This is a genomic window from Enterobacter cloacae complex sp. OE43NF (assembly GCF_023544405.1).
Classification (GTDB): Bacteria; Pseudomonadota; Gammaproteobacteria; order Enterobacterales; family Enterobacteriaceae; genus Enterobacter; species Enterobacter cloacae.
The window spans coordinates 43041-60828 of the sequence record NZ_JAMJFW010000002.1; the positions used below are offsets into that span (position 1 = coordinate 43041).

Below are 17788 nucleotides of genomic sequence, written 5' to 3' on the forward strand. Positions count from 1 at the left end.
AACAATGCAACCCAGGAATGGATTTTTAGTCTGGCTCGGCGGTTTGAGCGTGCTGGGCTTTTTGGCCACCGATATGTACCTGCCCGCGTTTGCGGCGATGCAGGAAGATCTGCAAACGCCAGCCGCGGCCATCAGCGCCAGCCTGAGTTTGTTCCTCGCCGGTTTTGCCATCGCACAGCTGCTCTGGGGCCCGCTCTCCGATCGCTTCGGGCGTAAACCGGTGTTGTTGCTGGGCCTGGCCATTTTTGCCGCAGGCTGTCTGGGAATGTTGTGGGTACGCGATGCGACCTGGCTGCTGGTGCTGCGCTTTGTGCAGGCCGTCGGCGTCTGTGCCGCGGCGGTAACCTGGCAGGCTCTCGTGACCGACTACTACCCGGCCAACCGTACCAACCGCATTTTCGCCACCATTATGCCGCTGGTTGGCCTGTCACCCGCCCTCGCTCCCCTGCTGGGCAGCTGGATCCTCGCGCACTTTGACTGGCAGGCCATTTTTGCCACGCTGTTTGCCATCACCCTGGTACTGATGCTGCCGGCGTTTGCCCTCAAGCCCGCGCATAAAAAAGAGGCGCATGCTGACGCCAAACCGATCACGTTCCTCTCCCTGCTGAGCGCCAAAGCGTATCGTGGTAATGTCCTGGTCTATGCCGCCTGCTCGGCGAGCTTCTTCGCCTGGCTCACCGGCTCGCCGTTTATTCTGCACGATATGGGGTACAGCCCGGCCGCCATTGGTCTGAGCTATGTCCCACAGACCATCGCCTTCCTGCTGGGCGGATACGGCTGCCGTGCGGCGCTGCAGAAATGGGAAGGTCAGCAGATGCTGCCCTGGCTGCTGGCGCTGTTTGCCTTGAGCGTGGGCGCCACCTGGGCCGTTGGGTTTATTCCAGGCGTCGGTCTGGCGGAGATTTTGATTCCGTTCTGCGTGATGGCGGTGGCTAACGGTGCCATTTACCCTATCGTGGTCGCACAGGCGTTACGTCCTTTCCCGCAGGCGACAGGACGCGCCGCGGCGCTGCAAAATACCCTGCAGCTCGGCCTGTGCTTCCTGGCAAGCCTGGTGGTGTCAGCGCTGATTGCCACCCCGCTGTTAACTACCACCAGCGTGATGCTGGTCACCGTTGCGCTGGCAGTAATGGGTTATCGCATGCAATCCGCCGCACAGCGCGAGCTTGAGAACCATGCTCAGGCGGAGACGTCGCACGCGTAATCACTGGGGAAAATATGTAACATTTCAGTGATTAGGTTGCTAAGAATTTTCTATTGAATCACCAAATTTTGAGGCCTATACTAAATTTGGTTCGATTAAATACGATAAATATTAAGTGTTAACGGGAGCCGGAGTGCTCCCGTTTTACCAAGGAAGGCATTTCGGCAAGGGTTATCTCCCTTCCTCTGTTCTACGTCGGATACTAGCCTCGCGGTATTTACCGTGAGATTTCTCACAAACCATAAAAAGCGTCTACGCTGTTTGAAGGTTCTGATCACAGTAAGGTGATGGAGAAGCTATGAGTTCATCGTGTATAGAAGAAGTCAGCGTTCCGGACGATAACTGGTCCCGGATCGTCAGTGAACTGTTAGGTCGTGCAGGCATCACTATCAACGGATCTTCACCCTCCGATCCGCAGGTCAAACATCCCGATTTTTTTAAACGCGTACTGCGCGAGGGATCGTTAGGGCTGGGCGAAAGCTATATGGATGGCTGGTGGGATTGCGAGCGGCTGGATATTTTCTTTGCCAGCGTGTTGCGCGCCGGTCTGGAGAACCAGCTTCCCCGCAATATAAAAGACACGTTGCGCGTCGCCTCCGCCCGTTTGTTCAATCTGCAAAGCAAAAAGCGGGCGTGGATCGTGGGCAAAGAGCACTACGACCTCGGTAACGATTTGTTCAGCCGCATGCTGGATCCCTTCATGCAATACTCCTGCGCCTACTGGAAAAAGGCGACAACCCTCGAAGAAGCCCAGCAGGATAAACTGCGTCTGATTAGCGAGAAACTGCAGCTGCAGCCCGGTATGCGTGTGCTGGATATCGGCTGCGGCTGGGGCGGTCTGGCGTATTTTATGGCGAAGCACTACGGCGTCAGCGTGGTCGGCGTAACCATTTCAGCCGAACAGCAAAAAATGGCCCGGGAGCGCTGCCAGGGTCTCGACGTTGATATCCGTCTGCAGGATTACCGCGACCTCAACGAACAGTTTGATCGCATTGTTTCCGTGGGCATGTTTGAGCACGTGGGGCCGAAAAATTACGACACCTATTTTGAGGTGGTGGATCGTAATTTAAAACCCGACGGCATCTTCCTGCTGCACACCATAGGCTCTAAGCGCACGGACAATAACGTTGACCCGTGGATCAATAAATACATCTTTCCGAATGGCTGTTTGCCTTCCGTTCGCCAGATTGCCAACGCCAGCGAAAGCCACTTCATTATGGAAGACTGGCATAACTTTGGCGCGGATTACGACACCACGCTTATGGCGTGGCATGAACGTTTCCAGCAAGCGTGGCCTGAGATTGCAGACAACTATTCTGAACGATTTAAACGGATGTTCAGCTATTATCTGAATGCCTGCGCAGGTGCGTTCCGCGCGCGTGATATTCAGCTCTGGCAGGTGGTCTTCAGTCGCGGGATTGAACATGGCTTACGTGTGCCGCGCTAAAAAATAACCCCGGGTATCCGGGGTTATTTTTTATTCTTCTTCGGTGGCCTTTATTATGGCCGCCTCTTTCGCCGCCAGCACACGCTCGACGGTATCCACGACCGCCTGGGTTTGCGGATCGATTTCGATATTCACACGCTGCCCCAGTTTTTTCGCCCCCAGCGTCGTACGCTGTAGCGTTTCCGGAATTAAATGCACGCAAAAACGCGTCGGCGTCACTTCTCCGACCGTCAGGCTAATCCCATCAATACCAATAAATCCTTTATACAGGATGTATTTCATTAATGACGGATCCTGCACTTTAAACCAGATTTGACGGTTATTTTCAGAGGTGACAATTTTCGCCACTTCGGCGGTGGTCATGATATGGCCCGACATCAGGTGGCCGCCAATTTCATCGCTGAACTTCGCCGCACGCTCTACGTTTATGGTATCGCCCACCACCAGTTCGCCCAGGTTGGTGATACGCAGCGTTTCTTTCATTAAATCAAAGCTAATCTGGTTGCCGTTAATTTCGGTCACCGTCAGGCAGCAGCCGTTATGCGCAACCGAGGCACCGGTTTCGATGCCATCCAGCATATATTCTGGCAGCTCAACGACGTGGGTACGGAAATTAGGTTTTTCATCAATGGACACCACTTTAGCGGTGCCCTGCACAATACCAGTAAACATGCTTACAACTCCTGTATTTTCCGGACGGTGGTGACACCGTTTAATCCCACCACAATAACAGTTGGAAATACAGGTTGCCAGAGCAGCGCATTTTCTGGCGATTTTTTCACTAGATTAATAGCTAAAGCCCGCTACAATAGCTGGCACCCCCTCTGCTTTTTCTTCTTGCTGCCAGTTACGGCGGCTTTTTTAGTCTCTCATATAACTACAAAATAAAGGTGTTCACGTGCAGAAGTACATGAATGAAGCGCGGCAGTTATTGGCACTGGCTATCCCGGTGATCATCGCGCAGGTGGCCCAGACCGCAATGGGATTTGTGGATACGGTGATGGCCGGTGGCTACAGCGCCACCGATATGGCCGCCGTGGCAATCGGAACCTCTATCTGGCTTCCGGCCATTCTCTTCGGTCACGGCCTGCTGCTGGCACTCACGCCGGTTATCGCCCAGCTGAATGGTTCCGGCCGACGTGAACGTATCGCCCATCAGGTGCGCCAGGGCTTTTGGCTAGCTGGATTTGTCTCCGTACTGATTATGATTGTGCTCTGGAACGCCGGGCATATCATTCGCGCCATGCATAATATCGACCCGGCTCTGGCAGACAAGGCCGTGGGGTATCTGCGCGCCCTGCTCTGGGGTGTACCGGGTTATCTCTTCTTCCAGGTGGCGCGTAACCAGTGCGAAGGCCTGGCAAAAACCAAGCCGGGGATGGTCATGGGCTTTATCGGTTTACTGGTCAATATTCCGGTGAACTATATCTTTATTTACGGCCATTTTGGTATGCCGGAGCTTGGCGGCGTAGGCTGTGGCGTGGCAACAGCGGCAGTGTACTGGGTGATGTTCTTTAGCATACTTACCTTTGTTAAACACGCCCGCTCCCTGCGTGATATCCGTAATGAGCGTTCATTCAGCACGCCGGACTGGCACATTATGATGCGTCTGGTACAGCTGGGGCTGCCCATTGCGCTGGCACTGTTCTTTGAAGTGACTCTGTTTGCCGTGGTCGCCCTGCTGGTCTCGCCGTTGGGCATTGTGAACGTGGCCGGACACCAGATTGCGCTGAACTTCAGCTCGCTGATGTTCGTCCTGCCGATGTCGCTGGCGGCCGCGGTCACCATCCGCGTCGGCTTTCGTCTGGGGCAAGGCTCAACCCTTGATGCACAAACGGCTGCGCGCACCGGGCTGGGCGTGGGTGTCTGTATGGCGGTCTGCACCGCGCTTTTCACCGTCGCACTGCGGGAGCAAATTGCCCTGCTCTATAATGACAACCCGGAAGTGGTGATGCTGGCATCGCATCTGATGCTGCTGGCAGCGGTATACCAGATCTCTGACTCCATCCAGGTGATCGGCAGCGGCGTACTGCGTGGTTATAAAGATACCCGCTCCATCTTCTTTATTACCTTCATCGCCTACTGGGTGTTGGGTCTGCCGAGCGGTTACATTCTCGCGCTCACCGATCTGGTGGTGGATCGCATGGGGCCCGCCGGGTTCTGGATCGGCTTTATCATCGGTCTGACCTCTGCGGCTATCATGATGATGCTGCGTATGCGCTTCCTGCAACGTCAGCCATCCACGGTAATTTTGCAACGCGCCGCACGTTAAATACACAGCAGCCGCCTGCTGGCGGCTACTTTCTCTTCACTTTGCGCGGTAATGAAGCAATCGCGTGAAATCAGAGAGAAAAATGCATTTTGCCTCTTGCCACTGCGGTGCTGTGCCGCTAATATTCGTCCCCGTTGTCACCGACAACACGTTGCGTTCATAGCTCAGTTGGTTAGAGCACCACCTTGACATGGTGGGGGTCGTTGGTTCGAGTCCAATTGAACGCACCATTCTGCGTCCGTAGCTCAGTTGGTTAGAGCACCACCTTGACATGGTGGGGGTCGGTGGTTCGAGTCCACTCGGACGCACCATTTCAGTCCTGAAATGGTGCAAATCCTCTTCTCGTAGTCTGAATAATCCCAATTGTCTGATTTTTTAAGCTTTCTCCTGCTACGCTTTTCATATGACAAAAAAAGCAGGAACAGTGTCGATGAAAAAAATCGCCATTATCGGCTCCGGCCCCACAGGGATTTACACCTTTTACGCGCTCCTGAAGCATAAAACGCCACTGGCCGTTTCCATTTTCGAAAAAGCCGAAGAAGCGGGCGTGGGCATGCCCTATCGAATTGATGAAAACTCGCGTCTGATGCTGGCGAATATTGCCAGCATTGAAATCCCACCCGTTTTTATGACCTACCTCGACTGGTTAAAAGAGCAGAGTGCAGCCCATCTCGCCCGCTATCACGTCGATAAAGCTTCCCTGCACGACCGGCAGTTTCTGCCCCGAATCCTGCTGGGGGAATATTTTCGCGACAGTTTTCTCAGGGTGGTCAAAGAGGCCCGCAGGCTCGGATTTCAGGTCGATATCCATGAATCCGCCGAGGTGACGGATATCGCCACCGACAAAGACGGCGTTACGCTTTCGGTAAATAACAGCCGCTTACCTGAACGCTTCAACCTTGCCGTCATCGCCACCGGCCACGTCTGGCCTGATGAGGATGAGGCCACGCGCACCTTCTTCCCAAGCCCCTGGTCCGGGTTGATGGACGCCGATATCCCAGCCTGTCGGGTGGGGATTATGGGGACCTCATTAAGCGGACTGGACGCCGCCATGGCGGTTGTTATGCAGCATGGCGCCTTTGTTGATGACAAATTCGTTCTGGATAAGGGCAGCGAGGCGTTAAAAATAGTTCTCATGTCCCGGACAGGCATTCTGCCTGAGGCCGATTTTTACTGCCCTATTCCTTACGAGCCGCTGTCGGTATTAACTGAATTTGTCGTTGAGAATGAAATCGCCAAAGGGTCTGACGGCCTGCTGGATCGTATTTTTGCCCTGATGGTAAAAGAGCTGGAACTCGCCGACCCGGCATGGTGTGAGAAAATCGGGCTGCGCGCCCTGGATGCGGACACCCTTCGCGATGCCTGGTTTGAGGACCGCAAACAGCACGGTCCGTTTAGCTGGGCAGAAGCCAATCTGAATGAGGTCGAACGCAACAAACGTGAGCATCGAACGGTGCCCTGGCGCTACACCGTGCTTCGGTTGCACGAGGTGGTTCAGGAGATCGTGCCGCATCTTAATGAGCAGGACCGGGAACGTTTCAAACAGGGACTGGCGCGGGTGTTTATCGACAACTACGCCGCCATTCCACCGCAGTCTATCCGTCGGCTGCTTGCGCTGCGCGAGGCCGGGATCATCAGCGTTGTCGCATTAGGTGATGATTACACGCTGGATGTCGGTCGTGCCCAGACGGCGATCGCGACTGAAGACAACACCTATCTCTTTGACGTGTTTATTGATGCCCGCGGGCAAAAACCGCTGAAAACAGAGGATCTGCCTTTCCCGACACTGCGCAAACAGCTGCAGGCGACAGGCGACGAGATCCCTGATATTGGCGAGGATTACACGCTTAAAGCACCAGAAACGGTGCGCGGGAGAATCGCGTTTGGCGCGATACCGTGGCTGATGCACGATCATCCCTTCGTTCAGGGACTGGCCGAGTGCGCGGAGATTGCCGGGTCGATGGCGAAAGCGGCGGAAAAACCCGCTTCTGGGTTACGCAGGAGATTGCCGTATTTCGATAGCTGACAGGGCTTCCATGCCCTGATCGTCATTATTCGAAGAACACTTCCGGGTTCTCAGACAGAGAAACGAAGGTTTTCGTCGCTTTATCCAGCGCACGAATTTCACCGCTCTCAATGTCATACACCCAGCCGTGCAGGCGAAGGGCGTTTTTGCGCAGACCCACAGCAACGGATGGATGGGTCTTGATGTTGCTCAGCTGCGCAAAGACGTTCTCCTGCACCATTGCATTCACTTTGTCGATCGGCTGATCCCAGCTTTTCTTCTCCACCACCGCTTTAGCGGCATCAGAATAACGCAACCAGTGGGAGACGGCAGGCATCGGTTCGAGGTTCGCGTTATCCGCAATCGCCTTCATCGCCCCGCAGTTGGAGTGACCGCAAATCACAATATCCGTCACGCCAAGCGCCACAACGGCATATTCGATGGTTGCGGAGACACCGCCCGGCTCTGGCCCGAACGGCGGCACAATGTTGCCAGCATTTCGAATGACAAAGAGCTGTCCTGGCTCTTGCTGAGTGACCAGTTCTGGTACCAGACGGCTGTCGGAGCATGAGATGAACAGCGCTTTGGGATTCTGGCTGGACGCTAAACTGCGGAAGAGCTCTTTACGTTGCGGGAAAATCTCTTTTTGAAAGTTGAGGAAACCTTCAATGATATGTTGCATAGCAATTTCTCTTTTATCTGTTGTAGTTTAGGTATGATCGAGATCACACTCGTGAAGTTTACCCATCGTGCTTTACCTGAGACAAGCAATATATTTCTGGCCCGACCGCTGCACAATCTCGTCCGCATTTGCCGGGATGTTTTGTCCCTCAAAGGCACCGTACAGACGGGCAAATTTTTTGCCTTCCAGAAGTCCGCTAATCCGCTCAACGGTGCGGGCAGGCAGCGGCAGCATATTCGGGTAGCTCCACATAAACGAAACGGCGTCTTTTCCGGGCGTGACCTGAAGAATATCCCCCGCCAGTAATACGCCTTCGCCCTCCTGCCAGTGCAGCACCGTACCGCCTGCAAAATGTCCCCCCAGACGCAGCAAGGTGACCGACGGGAATAGTTCCAGCGCATCCCCTTCCCAGAACTGAATGGCGGGACTGCCGCGCATGACCCACTCTCTGTCGCTGGCGTGCAGGTACACCGGCGCATCAAATGCCGCAGCCCAGGTCTGCATGGTGGTGTAATAGTGTGGGTGCGAAATCGCAATCGCGCTGATGCCGCCGAGCGCTGTAATGAGCGTTTTGGTTGCCGGGTCGAGGTTGGCAATACAGTCCCAGAGAATATTGCCGTGCGGGGTACGCAAAAGCAGCGCGCGCTGGTTAATCGCAAAGGCAGGCACCGTTTTGATACTGAACAGCTGTGGCGCCAGCTGCTGCCATTTGTTGCTGTGGGTGGAAGTCACGGTAGCAAAGTCAATCCACGCCTGGCCGCTGTGCGGAACATACTGGCGTTCATCCTCGCAAATCGGGCATGTTTCCGGCGTGGCGTCATACGCAGTACCGCAGGTTTTGCAGAGTGTCATCATATGCATTCCTCAGCCATAAAGCAGAGAGTATGGCAGGGATTATCCATATGTGCTGCGAGGTACATTGCTGGCCTTTTTTGCCCTATACTGTGCCAGTATCAAAAACTGAACAAAGCAGGTGCCCCATGGAAATTGATCTCGAAAACCTGGTCTTTAACGGACTGGATGAAGCAGAAGAGCGTAATGCGGAACGTCTGGACGACGCAGATAAAAAAGCCCAGGCGATTGTTGCGGATGACGACTGCGGCGATGCCTGCAAGATCTGATGAAAAAGCACCGGTTAACCCGGTGCTTTTTTTATGTTACTTTTTCAGCCCGTCAATGGCCGCCTGCGCGCAGGCTTCATCAAGATGACCGCCCGGCGCACCGCCGATGCCAATCGCCCCGATCACCTCATCGCCCTCTTTCACCGGCAGGCCGCCCGCCAGCAGCAGGAAGCCCGGAATATCACGCATGTTTTGCGCGCCGGCGTTGCTCTGCGCCGCTTCCATCACTTTGCCTGAGGCATTCTTTGCGCTGAGCGCCGTCCAGGCTTTCATTTCGCTGGCTTTAACCGTATGAGGACCGGCATTGTCCGTACGCTGCACGGCTTTCACCACGCCCGCACGGTCAACCACGGTGACCGTCACCTGATAATTCTTTGCCGTACACGCCTGAATGGCGGACGTGGCCAGCGCATTCGCCTGCGCCAGCGAGAGACTCTTTTGGTTTAACGTATCGGCTTGTGCCGTCAGACTTACGCTACCTGCGGCCAGTGCCGCAACCATCATTAATTTTTTCATCGCACTTCCTCGCGTGTTGGGATACGTGGCAGAGCGTACCCCGCCGGGCGATGAAACATAATTCGGTTGAATACGCACTCAACCTGGTAGTTATACGGATTGCAATTTATCGTATTCGCGTATTGCCTGAACCAGACTGCCGACGCCAAGCTTGGTAAACGCCGCCGCGCGGTGCGCTTCCACCGTCCGTGGCGAAAGGTTCAGCCGGGCGGCCACCTCTTTGTTGCTGAGCCCTTTCATCAACTCCCCCAGCACCTCATGCTCCCGCGCGGATAATTGTGCGAAGCGCGCTTTCACCCGGGAGGTTTCCTGCCAGCCGGCAAACCGGCGCTGACTCTCCTCAAAGGCTAATCCTACCGTTTCAATAAGCTTATCGGCATCCAGCGGTTTGGTGAAAAACTCAAACACGCCGTTACGAAATGCCCGACGACAGGCATCTACGGTCCCGTGCCCGGTCATGATGATCACCGGCAGCAGGGGCCAGGGCCATTTCCCCTCCTCAAGCCAGGTGAGTCCGCCTTTGCCCGGCATCCGCATATCCAGCAGCATGCAGCCTACCAGCTCCGCGTCCCGTGCATGGGCCGCGGTAAAGGCATCAACGCTTTCAAACGTCCTGACCGGCCACCCCATGCCCGAAAGCAAAAACGCCATCGACTCTCTGATGGATTCATCATCATCAATCAGCCAGATTGTGTTATCCAACTGTAGCCTCCTTTCCGTTTGCCAGTTGTAGCCGGATCTGTGCCCCGCCCTGCGGTGCATTGCCCAGCGTAATCGATCCATTCATACGCGTCATTAATGATTCCGTTAAGGTCATTCCCAGGCCTATGCCCTCTTCCCGGCCGCTGTAAAACGGCATAAAGGCATTCTGTAATGCCTCCGGGCTGAAGCCAGGCCCGCCGTCCGTCACGGTAATCTGAATGCCGCTCTCGGTTTTGTGGCTTTCAATCTTTACCCAGCCAGCAGGACTCGCCTGTTGGGCCTGAATCGCATTGCTGAGCAGATTATGCAGCACCTGCTCCAGCCAGAGCGGGTCGGCCAGCACGGTGGTGGCCCCGGGGGCAAACGCATGACTGACCGAGATATGTTCAGCCCTGCGCTCATGCTCAAGTAAGTTCACCACCTGCAGCCAGCATGCTGCCAGATCGGTTTCCCGCAGGGTGACTTTCTCCTTCACAACGTGCTCGCGAAAACGGGTTAATAATGCGCTAATACGCTGCGTTTGCGTCAGCGCAGCCGACAGCGCCTGCGACACGGCCTGGCCGTTTTCCTGCTGTAACTGACGCTGTGCGCCCTGGATCCACGTCTGGACGGCGGTCAGCGGCTGGTTTATCTCATGCACAATACCGGCGGTGATCTCCCCCAGGGTATTGAGCCTGGCGTGCTGATAATAGCGCGCCCTTTGCTCGGCGTCTTTACGTGCTTTACGCTGCCAGAGCACCACGTTTGCCAGCGCAATCACTATCCCCCAGCCGATAAACAGTAAAGGGTAAACAGACCAGCGGACGCCAAACCAGTCCGGCCGGGAATCCGCTTCAAGCGTAAAAGGTTGCGTATGTTGCGGGAAGGTGCGTTGCCAGTGCCAGAATGCATCAGAGGGCCGTTCTTCTCCGGTCGGTATGAAGCGGATCCCAAGGTGGGTAAACGGATGATGCGCATTCAGAATCGGGCCGAGATCCACCCGCACGCGGATCTGACGCCAGGGGTTATAAAGCCAGTACTGCATCTCGTGGGCAGGCTCCACCCGCGCCGCATCCAGTGGGCGTCCCGTCGTTTTTTCCAGGGCGAGCAGATGGGGGAATTTTTTGCGCAAGGCGGCAATGTCTTCATCGCCATTCAGAAGCGGTAAGACCGATTCATTTTGCGTCAGGACCGCGCTTAATTCGGAAAATAACGCCGAGAACTCACGGTCTCGTTCCCAGAACTGACGGCGAATTTGTTCGGCGTAGAGCAGTACGCCGCTGAGTGTGCACGCTATCGCCCAAAGAACGATAGCGCGTTTCATCATGCTGTTGGTGGTCATTGCGTTAACAGGGGCAGTGGCGAATGCCGAGACCTTACCAGCTAACCCTGTTAAGAACAAAAAAACGTAGGGTCAGGCCTCCGGCGTATGTTTAAAGCCAGTCAGCATGAGCATTAACCCGTCTGGTGATGAGGCTGGTTCAAACTGATAATGATTCCCCTGGCGATCGCCACCGATATACCACGAGATCTCGGTTTTCCCTTCCGCCAGCGCCTTACGCACGGCTTTATCCACGTCGACCATCCGGTATTCACGAACATGGTTCAGATAAAGCACGGCATCGGAACGGTAATTACAGGCCGGACGCGACGACCACTTCACGGTCGCAGGATCCCAGTCATTACTGGCCGGATAAAAGAAAATCTGATCGGCCCCATTGTTTTCTACCTTCCCACCGAAAATACGGATGCGGTATTTAAACAAGGACGGATCCTGCCCGGCGGGCAGCGGTGGGATATGGAATTTTACCAGGCTCAGCGTCTCGCTGTTTTTTGTGCGTCCACCGTTCTGCCAGTTATCTTCTACCAGTAACACCTGCGGTGAAGGCTGAGTGATGTTCGGTTCAAGACTGCTGAGCCAGACATTGGCCTTCGCCATAGAATAACCATAGGGCACGGTTGAACCACAATCCATACCGCGGTTCATGCAGCGTTCGGTCATAAAGCGGGCGGCATCGTCCGTCCAGCCGTTCATGAAATCGGCATGCGCCGTATAGAGGCTACCCCAGCGTTCTTCACGTTCAGCCCCCTGCATCACCGGATCGAGCGACAGTTGCGCCTGACGGGTGTCCAGGCGGGTAATACCATGCAGCACGTAAGCCACATTCATGTTAACCGTTGGAATTTTTACCGGGAACGCGCTCGGGCACTGGCCGTTAACGTCATACGCCGCATTGGCCAGACCGTGGTCGGGCTTCAGATTCACACCGTCCCAGCAGTTCGGAAATTGAATGCCAATATTAAACTGGACGGCATCGTTAGCTTTACGCAGCCCGCATACCTCCCCGATTTTGCTGCTATAGCCATTCCCGTTCGCGCATAAAAAGCTGATATGGGGGTTGGGCGTGCTGCCGTGATGATCCCCGGCGAGCAGCGACAGCCCGGCCGGGAACGGGTGCAAGGGATAGGCATCAACCTTCGAGGCCTGATAATAGGTTTTTTGATAGGCCGGTTTGACCACCGTTCCGTCGGGTAATCTCAGAGAAGGCGCCCAGTAGGCAGAGCCGTCGGCCTTGTTATCACAGGTCGTCTCTTCATGCTGGCGCAAGGTTTCCCGGGTTGAAAAGGCATCGGTATGGGTATTGCCAAAGAAATCGTGCCACATGGCCTGGTTGGGCATACCAAACATCATGATGGCGTCATCGCCGAGGGTGTGGGAGTAACTGCAGACCACATGCGCCTGTGGCCCGGCATGGGCCGCCTGCATGGCAATCAGTAACGCGGTGGCTAAAAGGGCGGGCGTGAATACAGTCCGTTTCATCTTCATCTCCATCTGTGAAAGGAGATATTGGTAACAAAACGGCCTGCGTTAACCGAGGATTTCCCAGCGTATTTTTCCGCTCATCCACGCTTTACAGCATCGAGGCACAGCTCATTCCAGTACATTTCGCGCGTGCGGCGCAGTTCAGCGTGACGTTTTATCATGGAACCACTCCGGGTCAATGTTGGCCACGTCCACGCCATACAGACTGGCGACAGGCAGTATCGACTCAAGAACACGTTGCGCGCTGTTCTCCGCATTCGCGGGCCGGGTCGCAAAAAACCGCCGTAACGTGCTTATCCACTTTTTCATCGTCTGTACCCCTCTCGCTTTACCTGACTTCAGTAAAACACGCCTCCATCAGGAAGGGGAAATAACAATAACGACAGTTGATATGCAGGATTTGAGTAACTCGCGAAACGCTGGTGCCTTACCCGGCCAGCGCCTTCACCACTGTCTCCATCGCCTGGGTGGTTAACTCGCTCCGTTTTACGCGCTGGTTCGCCAGCGCCGTACGCAGTACCCCGGCAATCACGATATGCTTGGGCTCCTGCCCTAAGTCACGCATCTCCAGAACGACCTTCCCTACCACCCGACACATCTCCTGGTACAGCTCTTCGTCTTTGGTCACATTGCCCATAGCGATCCACTCCGTTGCCCTAAACCGTCAGCTTAAATGATCCCTCGCCCGGATACAAAAAAGAAGCCCGGCGAGAAACTCACCGGGCTTCCTAAGCTAAATCAATTAATTAGTTATTTACCGGGATCACCGCACCTTTGTACTTGGTGCGGATCCAGTCCTGAATCTCTTTGGAGTGCAGCACATTCACCAGCGCAACGATATCTTTCTTCTTCTCGTCACCGCGATGCACGGTAATGATATTGGCATACGGGTTGTTTTCACCGCTCTCAACTGCAATCGGGTCGTGAACCGGATCCAGACCGGCGTCAATCGCGTAGTTGGCGTTGATCACGACCGCCGCGCCTTCATCGTTGTTATACATCTGCGGCAGCAGAGACGCTTCCACGTCAGGAGTAAACTGCAGCTTTTTCGGGTTCTCCACGATGTCGCTGATGCGCGCGGTCACTTTGTCGATGCCAGGCTTCAGCTTGATCACCCCTTCTTTTTCGAAGATAGAGAGAATACGCCCCTCTTCAGAAACGGCATCACGCATGATGATTTTGCCGCCTTCCGGCAGGTCTTTCAGCGACTTGTATTTTTTGGAGTAGATGCCGATGGGCTCGATGTGGATCGCGCCTGCGCTGACAAAATCATAATCCTTATCGCCTTCGTGATCTTTCAGCACGCTGTTCAGGTAAGGGATGTGCTGGAAGTAGTTCGCGTCAATGTCATGACCCGCCAGGGCAGTGTTGGGCAGAATGTAGTCCTGGAACGGTTTGATCTCCAGGTCGATACCCTGCTTCGCCAGAATCGGCTTCGCCTGCTCAAGAATTTCAGCATGTGGCGTATTGGACGCGCCCACAGTGAGGGTGTCAGCCCAGGAGGCAAAGCTCAGGGCGCTGAGGGTTGCTGCGGCGATCAGTGTCAGTGTCTTTTTCATGATGATGGTTCCTGTGTGTATTTATTAGCGTTTATCTAACAGTGAGGTAATGATGTCGCCGCAGAACTGGATAACGAAAACGATGATCAAAATGGTCACCGTTGCCACCAGCGTGACGTCACCATGGTTGCGCTGGAATCCTTCCAGATAAGCCAGATTTCCCAACCCACCGGCGCCGATCACTCCGGCCATTGCGCTGTAGCTCACCAGCGCAATCAGCGTCACCGTAATACCTGAAACCAGTGCGGGTGATGATTCCGGCAGTAAAACCCGAAACACTAAGGTGCTCAGTCGTGCCCCCATTGAGCGCGTTGCTTCTATGACCCCTTTGTCCACTTCACGCAGGGCGATCTCCACCAGACGGGCGTAGAACGGTGCGGCGCCCACAATCAGGGCAGGCAGTGCCGCGTTAGCTCCCAGGATGGTGCCAACAACGGTCTTGGTGAACGGGATCAGCAAAACAATCAGAATGATGAACGGGATAGAGCGGAACACGTTCACCACAATTGAAATGACGCTATAGACCGTGCGGTTGTGGAACAATCCGCCGCGGGCGGTTAAAAACAGCGCCAGACCCAGTACGATCCCCAGCACAAAGGTCGCCACACCGGAGAGCGCGGTCATGTACAGCGTCTCAAGCGTTGCCGCCCAGAGCTGATCCCACTTCAGATGCGGAAAGAGATTCTCAGCCATGTTTAATCACCTCGCCTTCAATATCGCTGTGCTTCAGGTCGGCGAGGATATTGTTCAGTTGTTCATCGGATGCCACCACGTGTACCCACAGCTGGCCAAACACGCCGTGCGCCGTCTGGGTCATTTTTCCGTGCAGAATGTTAAACGGCAGGCCGTAGCGCAGCGTCAATTCACCCACAATCGGTTTATGTGTGCTGTGCCCGGTGAAGGTCAGACGGATGACCGTCCCTTCCAGATCGTTTGCCAGCTCGGTATTAAAGGTCTCTTCCTCGGCGTACTGGCTCACCTGGCGGACAAACTGCTGCGTAATCGGCTGCTGCGGATGGGTAAAGACGCTCAGCACGTCGCCCTCTTCCACCACTTTACCGTTCTCCATCACCGCCACCCGGTCACAGATTTTGCGCACCACGTGCATCTCGTGGGTGATGAGGACGATGGTCAACCTGAAACGACGGTTTATGTCCAGCAGCAGATCGAGGATCTGATCGGTGGTCTGTGGGTCGAGCGCAGAGGTGGCTTCGTCACAGAGCAGCACGTCCGGGTTGTTCGCCAGCGCACGCGCAATGCCCACGCGCTGCTTTTGCCCGCCGCTGAGCTGCGACGGATACGCATTTTCGCGGCCTTTCAGCCCGACCAGTTCCACCAGCTCGGCCACGCGGGCCTGAATTTTGGCTTTTGGCACCCCGGCGATCTGCATCGAAAAGGCAATATTTTCCGCAACCGTCCGCGACCACAGCAGATTGAAGTGCTGGAACACCATACTGATCTTCAGACGCGCCTGTCGCAGCACTTCCCCCTTTGCGGCAGAAATGTCCTGACCGTTAATGGTCACGCTGCCGCTGCTCGGTTTTTCCAGACCATTTAACAGGCGGATAAGCGTACTTTTCCCCGCGCCGCTGTAGCCAATAATGCCGTATATCTGCCCCTGCTCAATCGTCAGATTGACGTTATCAACGGCCGTGAGCGCCACCTTGCCGTTGTCAAAGACCTTCGAAATATTGCTGAGAACAATCATTCTTAATCGTTATCCGTCCGCCCTGGCGGTTTAGAAGTATGGATGTCCAAACGATAGTAATCAGCCGTTACTTGCTTTTAAATGAACAAAAAAGCATGTGTTATAACCAGCGGGAATAAACACTGCCTGTCGCGGGCGGGACCCGTTTAGACCAATTTCAGCAATGTTTATCTGCACGATGCATATGTCAGAGGCGACCCACGCCAAAAACGCGCATTTTTTCAACATATTCTGTTGATATAGCCATCCTCACATCCGGAGCACTTTACGTCTTGCTATCCTGACATCCAAAAACACCATTTATATTCTTTTCTGTTCTAAAAAGCAGAGATTCGTTCTTTCTTGCGAAATTTTCACCGCCCTATCATCCCATCATGACCTCCTGAAAGGAAAAAACCATGACGATTTACCACTCCGTCACTGAACTGATTGGCCAAACACCGGTTATCCAGCTGCATAAACTGGACACCGGCCTCTGCTCGCTGTTTCTGAAACTGGAGAACCAGAACCCGGGTGGCTCTATAAAGGACCGCGTGGCGCTGTCGATGATCAATGAAGCGGAGCGCACCGGCCAGCTGCAGCCGGGCGGCACGATTATTGAGGCCACGGCGGGGAATACCGGTCTGGGTCTGGCCCTTATCGCCGCCCAGAAAGGCTATTCGCTGATCCTGGTGGTACCGGACAAAATGAGCCGCGAGAAAATCTTCCACCTTCGCGCGCTGGGTGCCCAGGTGGTACTGACGCGTTCGGACGTCAATAAGGGCCATGCCGCCTATTACCAGGATTACGCCCGGCGTCTGGCGAGTGAACTGCCCGGCGCGTTTTACATCGACCAGTTCAACAACGAAGCCAATCCGCTGGCGCACCGTACCACCACCGCGCCGGAGCTGTTTGAACAGCTTAACGGCAGGATCGACGCCATCGTGGTGGGCGTGGGATCAGGCGGCACGCTGGGTGGCCTGCAGGCGTGGTTCGCCGAACACTCTCCGCACACTGAGTTTGTCCTCGCAGACCCGGCAGGATCGGTTCTGGCCGACCAGGTGGAAACCGGACGCTACCGCGACGCGGGCTCCTGGCTGGTTGAGGGAATTGGCGAAGACTTTATTCCGCCACTGGCCCACATTGACGGGGTGAATCGCGCCTGGCGCATCACCGACCGCGACGCGTTCGCCACCGCGCGCGAGCTGCTGAAAACGGAAGGCATTCTGGCTGGCTCCTCCAGCGGAACCCTGCTGGCAGCCGCGCTGAAGTATTGCCAGGCACAGACCACGCCGAAACGCGTGGTGACCTTCGCCTGCGACAGCGGCAACAAATACCTCTCAAAGATGTTCAACGATGACTGGATGCGCCAGCAGGGGCTGATGTCTCGCCCGCAGGCAGGCGATCTCTCCGACTACATTGCGCTGCGCCACGACGAGGGCGCCACCGTCACCGCCGCCCCGGACGACACGCTTTCCACCGTACTGGCACGCATGCGCCTGTATGACATCTCGCAGCTGCCGGTGCTGGAGAACGGCAAGGTGGTAGGCATTATTGATGAGTGGGATCTGCTGCGCCACATTGGCGGTGACGGGGCTCGCTTTGCCCTCCCCGTCACGGCGGCCATGACGCAACAGGTGGAGATTCTTGATAAGCACGCGCCGGAAAGTGCCCTGCACGCCATCTTTGACCGCGGTCTGGTGGCGGTGATTAATGACAATGACCGTTTTCTGGGTCTGATCACCCGCAGCGATCTCCTCACCTCCTGGCGCAACCGTCTACAGCAATAA

18 protein-coding genes and 2 tRNA genes are annotated in these 17788 nt (G+C 55.3%); 8 read left to right on the plus strand and 12 right to left on the minus strand.

What is annotated here, in order from left to right:
- Positions 1–4: 4 nt before the first annotated feature.
- Positions 5–1204 carry a purine nucleoside transporter PunC gene (gene punC / locus M8370_RS01550; protein WP_038980360.1) on the plus strand — a complete coding sequence of 400 codons (1200 nt, stop codon included), beginning with the start codon at positions 5–7 and terminating at the stop codon, positions 1202–1204.
- A 298-nt stretch (positions 1205–1502) separates the two neighbouring features.
- Positions 1503–2651 (plus strand): cyclopropane fatty acyl phospholipid synthase, encoded by a 1149-nt coding sequence (gene cfa, locus M8370_RS01555; RefSeq protein ID WP_013096932.1) that lies wholly within the window; start codon positions 1503–1505, stop codon positions 2649–2651.
- A gap of 30 nt (positions 2652–2681) precedes the next feature.
- Here the strand turns inward: cfa and M8370_RS01560 are convergent, their stop codons facing one another.
- On the minus strand, positions 2682–3323 hold the full coding sequence (locus M8370_RS01560) for a riboflavin synthase subunit alpha (RefSeq protein WP_250020398.1): 642 nt from the start codon (positions 3321–3323) through the stop codon (positions 2682–2684).
- A 226-nt stretch (positions 3324–3549) separates the two neighbouring features.
- On the opposite strand from M8370_RS01560, the gene mdtK reads away from it, so the two are divergent.
- From mdtK to M8370_RS01580, 4 genes are all read left to right on the plus strand, one after another.
- Positions 3550–4923, plus strand: a complete 1374-nt coding sequence (mdtK, locus tag M8370_RS01565; RefSeq protein ID WP_013096934.1) for an MdtK family multidrug efflux MATE transporter — start codon at positions 3550–3552, stop codon at positions 4921–4923.
- Between the two features lie 153 nt (positions 4924–5076).
- Positions 5077–5153: transfer RNA gene (locus tag M8370_RS01570), tRNA-Val, on the plus strand.
- A gap of 4 nt (positions 5154–5157) precedes the next feature.
- A tRNA-Val gene (locus tag M8370_RS01575) sits at positions 5158–5234 on the plus strand.
- Between the two features lie 119 nt (positions 5235–5353).
- On the plus strand, positions 5354–6949 hold the full coding sequence (locus tag M8370_RS01580) for an FAD-NAD(P)-binding protein (RefSeq protein WP_250020399.1): 1596 nt from the start codon (positions 5354–5356) through the stop codon (positions 6947–6949).
- Between the two features lie 25 nt (positions 6950–6974).
- Here M8370_RS01580 and M8370_RS01585 read toward each other — a convergent pair whose 3' ends face one another.
- Both M8370_RS01585 and M8370_RS01590 read right to left on the minus strand, forming a co-directional pair.
- A complete protein-coding gene (locus M8370_RS01585; protein WP_250020400.1) occupies positions 6975–7610 on the minus strand; it encodes a carbonic anhydrase in 636 nt (211 codons plus the stop codon).
- Positions 7611–7682: 72 nt separating this feature from the next.
- The gene (locus M8370_RS01590; RefSeq protein WP_114518712.1) at positions 7683–8465 is read right to left on the minus strand and encodes an MBL fold metallo-hydrolase; all 783 of its coding nucleotides are present in this window, start codon (positions 8463–8465) and stop codon (positions 7683–7685) included.
- Between the two features lie 125 nt (positions 8466–8590).
- Between M8370_RS01590 and M8370_RS01595 the strand changes: the two genes are divergently transcribed.
- Positions 8591–8731 (plus strand): hypothetical protein, encoded by a 141-nt coding sequence (locus M8370_RS01595; RefSeq protein ID WP_013096938.1) that lies wholly within the window; start codon positions 8591–8593, stop codon positions 8729–8731.
- Between the two features lie 36 nt (positions 8732–8767).
- Here M8370_RS01595 and M8370_RS01600 read toward each other — a convergent pair whose 3' ends face one another.
- The 9 genes from M8370_RS01600 to M8370_RS01640 all read right to left on the minus strand — a co-directional run bounded on the left by M8370_RS01600 (position 8768) and on the right by M8370_RS01640 (position 16019).
- Positions 8768–9247, minus strand: coding sequence for a GlcG/HbpS family heme-binding protein (locus M8370_RS01600; protein WP_029883877.1), 480 nt, complete (start codon positions 9245–9247; stop codon positions 8768–8770).
- 90 nt (positions 9248–9337) lie between these two features.
- A complete protein-coding gene (locus M8370_RS01605; protein WP_250020401.1) occupies positions 9338–9949 on the minus strand; it encodes a response regulator transcription factor in 612 nt (203 codons plus the stop codon).
- Positions 9942–11270: a sensor histidine kinase gene (locus tag M8370_RS01610; protein ID WP_040019833.1), complete on the minus strand. Its 1329-nt coding sequence runs from the start codon at positions 11268–11270 to the stop codon at positions 9942–9944. The genes M8370_RS01605 and M8370_RS01610 overlap by 8 nt, the downstream gene beginning before the upstream one ends.
- A gap of 72 nt (positions 11271–11342) precedes the next feature.
- Entirely contained in the window at positions 11343–12749 is a 1407-nt protein-coding gene (locus M8370_RS01615) for a DUF1996 domain-containing protein (RefSeq protein WP_023620676.1), read from the minus strand.
- Between the two features lie 144 nt (positions 12750–12893).
- Positions 12894–13061, minus strand: coding sequence for a hypothetical protein (locus M8370_RS01620; RefSeq protein ID WP_013096943.1), 168 nt, complete (start codon positions 13059–13061; stop codon positions 12894–12896).
- Between the two features lie 118 nt (positions 13062–13179).
- Positions 13180–13389: a fumarate hydratase FumD gene (gene fumD, locus M8370_RS01625; protein WP_013096944.1), complete on the minus strand. Its 210-nt coding sequence runs from the start codon at positions 13387–13389 to the stop codon at positions 13180–13182.
- A gap of 109 nt (positions 13390–13498) precedes the next feature.
- Positions 13499–14311: a MetQ/NlpA family ABC transporter substrate-binding protein gene (locus tag M8370_RS01630; protein ID WP_047352554.1), complete on the minus strand. Its 813-nt coding sequence runs from the start codon at positions 14309–14311 to the stop codon at positions 13499–13501.
- Positions 14312–14335: 24 nt separating this feature from the next.
- A complete protein-coding gene (locus tag M8370_RS01635; RefSeq protein WP_013096946.1) occupies positions 14336–15004 on the minus strand; it encodes a methionine ABC transporter permease in 669 nt (222 codons plus the stop codon).
- Positions 14997–16019: a methionine ABC transporter ATP-binding protein gene (locus M8370_RS01640; protein ID WP_250020402.1), complete on the minus strand. Its 1023-nt coding sequence runs from the start codon at positions 16017–16019 to the stop codon at positions 14997–14999. The genes M8370_RS01635 and M8370_RS01640 overlap by 8 nt, the downstream gene beginning before the upstream one ends.
- 398 nt (positions 16020–16417) lie before the next feature.
- Between M8370_RS01640 and M8370_RS01645 the strand changes: the two genes are divergently transcribed.
- Positions 16418–17788 carry a pyridoxal-phosphate dependent enzyme gene (locus M8370_RS01645; protein WP_250020403.1) on the plus strand — a complete coding sequence of 457 codons (1371 nt, stop codon included), beginning with the start codon at positions 16418–16420 and terminating at the stop codon, positions 17786–17788.

What these genes read in the sequence shown, in the direction of transcription:
- M8370_RS01560 (WP_250020398.1), bottom strand. Translation starts at nt 3,323, where the DNA reads ATGTTTACTGGTATTGTGCAGGGCACCGCTAAAGTGGTGTCCATTGAT.
- punC (WP_038980360.1), top strand. Translation starts at nt 5, where the DNA reads ATGCAACCCAGGAATGGATTTTTAGTCTGGCTCGGCGGTTTGAGCGTG.
- M8370_RS01610 (WP_040019833.1), bottom strand. Translation starts at nt 11,270, where the DNA reads ATGACCACCAACAGCATGATGAAACGCGCTATCGTTCTTTGGGCGATA.
- M8370_RS01595 (WP_013096938.1), top strand. Translation starts at nt 8,591, where the DNA reads ATGGAAATTGATCTCGAAAACCTGGTCTTTAACGGACTGGATGAAGCA.
- M8370_RS01580 (WP_250020399.1), top strand. Translation starts at nt 5,354, where the DNA reads ATGAAAAAAATCGCCATTATCGGCTCCGGCCCCACAGGGATTTACACC.
- cfa (WP_013096932.1), top strand. Translation starts at nt 1,503, where the DNA reads ATGAGTTCATCGTGTATAGAAGAAGTCAGCGTTCCGGACGATAACTGG.
- M8370_RS01620 (WP_013096943.1), bottom strand. Translation starts at nt 13,061, where the DNA reads ATGAAAAAGTGGATAAGCACGTTACGGCGGTTTTTTGCGACCCGGCCC.
- M8370_RS01630 (WP_047352554.1), bottom strand. Translation starts at nt 14,311, where the DNA reads ATGAAAAAGACACTGACACTGATCGCCGCAGCAACCCTCAGCGCCCTG.
- M8370_RS01640 (WP_250020402.1), bottom strand. Translation starts at nt 16,019, where the DNA reads ATGATTGTTCTCAGCAATATTTCGAAGGTCTTTGACAACGGCAAGGTG.
- M8370_RS01615 (WP_023620676.1), bottom strand. Translation starts at nt 12,749, where the DNA reads ATGAAACGGACTGTATTCACGCCCGCCCTTTTAGCCACCGCGTTACTG.
- M8370_RS01635 (WP_013096946.1), bottom strand. Translation starts at nt 15,004, where the DNA reads ATGGCTGAGAATCTCTTTCCGCATCTGAAGTGGGATCAGCTCTGGGCG.
- fumD (WP_013096944.1), bottom strand. Translation starts at nt 13,389, where the DNA reads ATGGGCAATGTGACCAAAGACGAAGAGCTGTACCAGGAGATGTGTCGG.
- M8370_RS01585 (WP_250020400.1), bottom strand. Translation starts at nt 7,610, where the DNA reads ATGCAACATATCATTGAAGGTTTCCTCAACTTTCAAAAAGAGATTTTC.
- M8370_RS01590 (WP_114518712.1), bottom strand. Translation starts at nt 8,465, where the DNA reads ATGATGACACTCTGCAAAACCTGCGGTACTGCGTATGACGCCACGCCG.
- M8370_RS01645 (WP_250020403.1), top strand. Translation starts at nt 16,418, where the DNA reads ATGACGATTTACCACTCCGTCACTGAACTGATTGGCCAAACACCGGTT.
- M8370_RS01600 (WP_029883877.1), bottom strand. Translation starts at nt 9,247, where the DNA reads ATGAAAAAATTAATGATGGTTGCGGCACTGGCCGCAGGTAGCGTAAGT.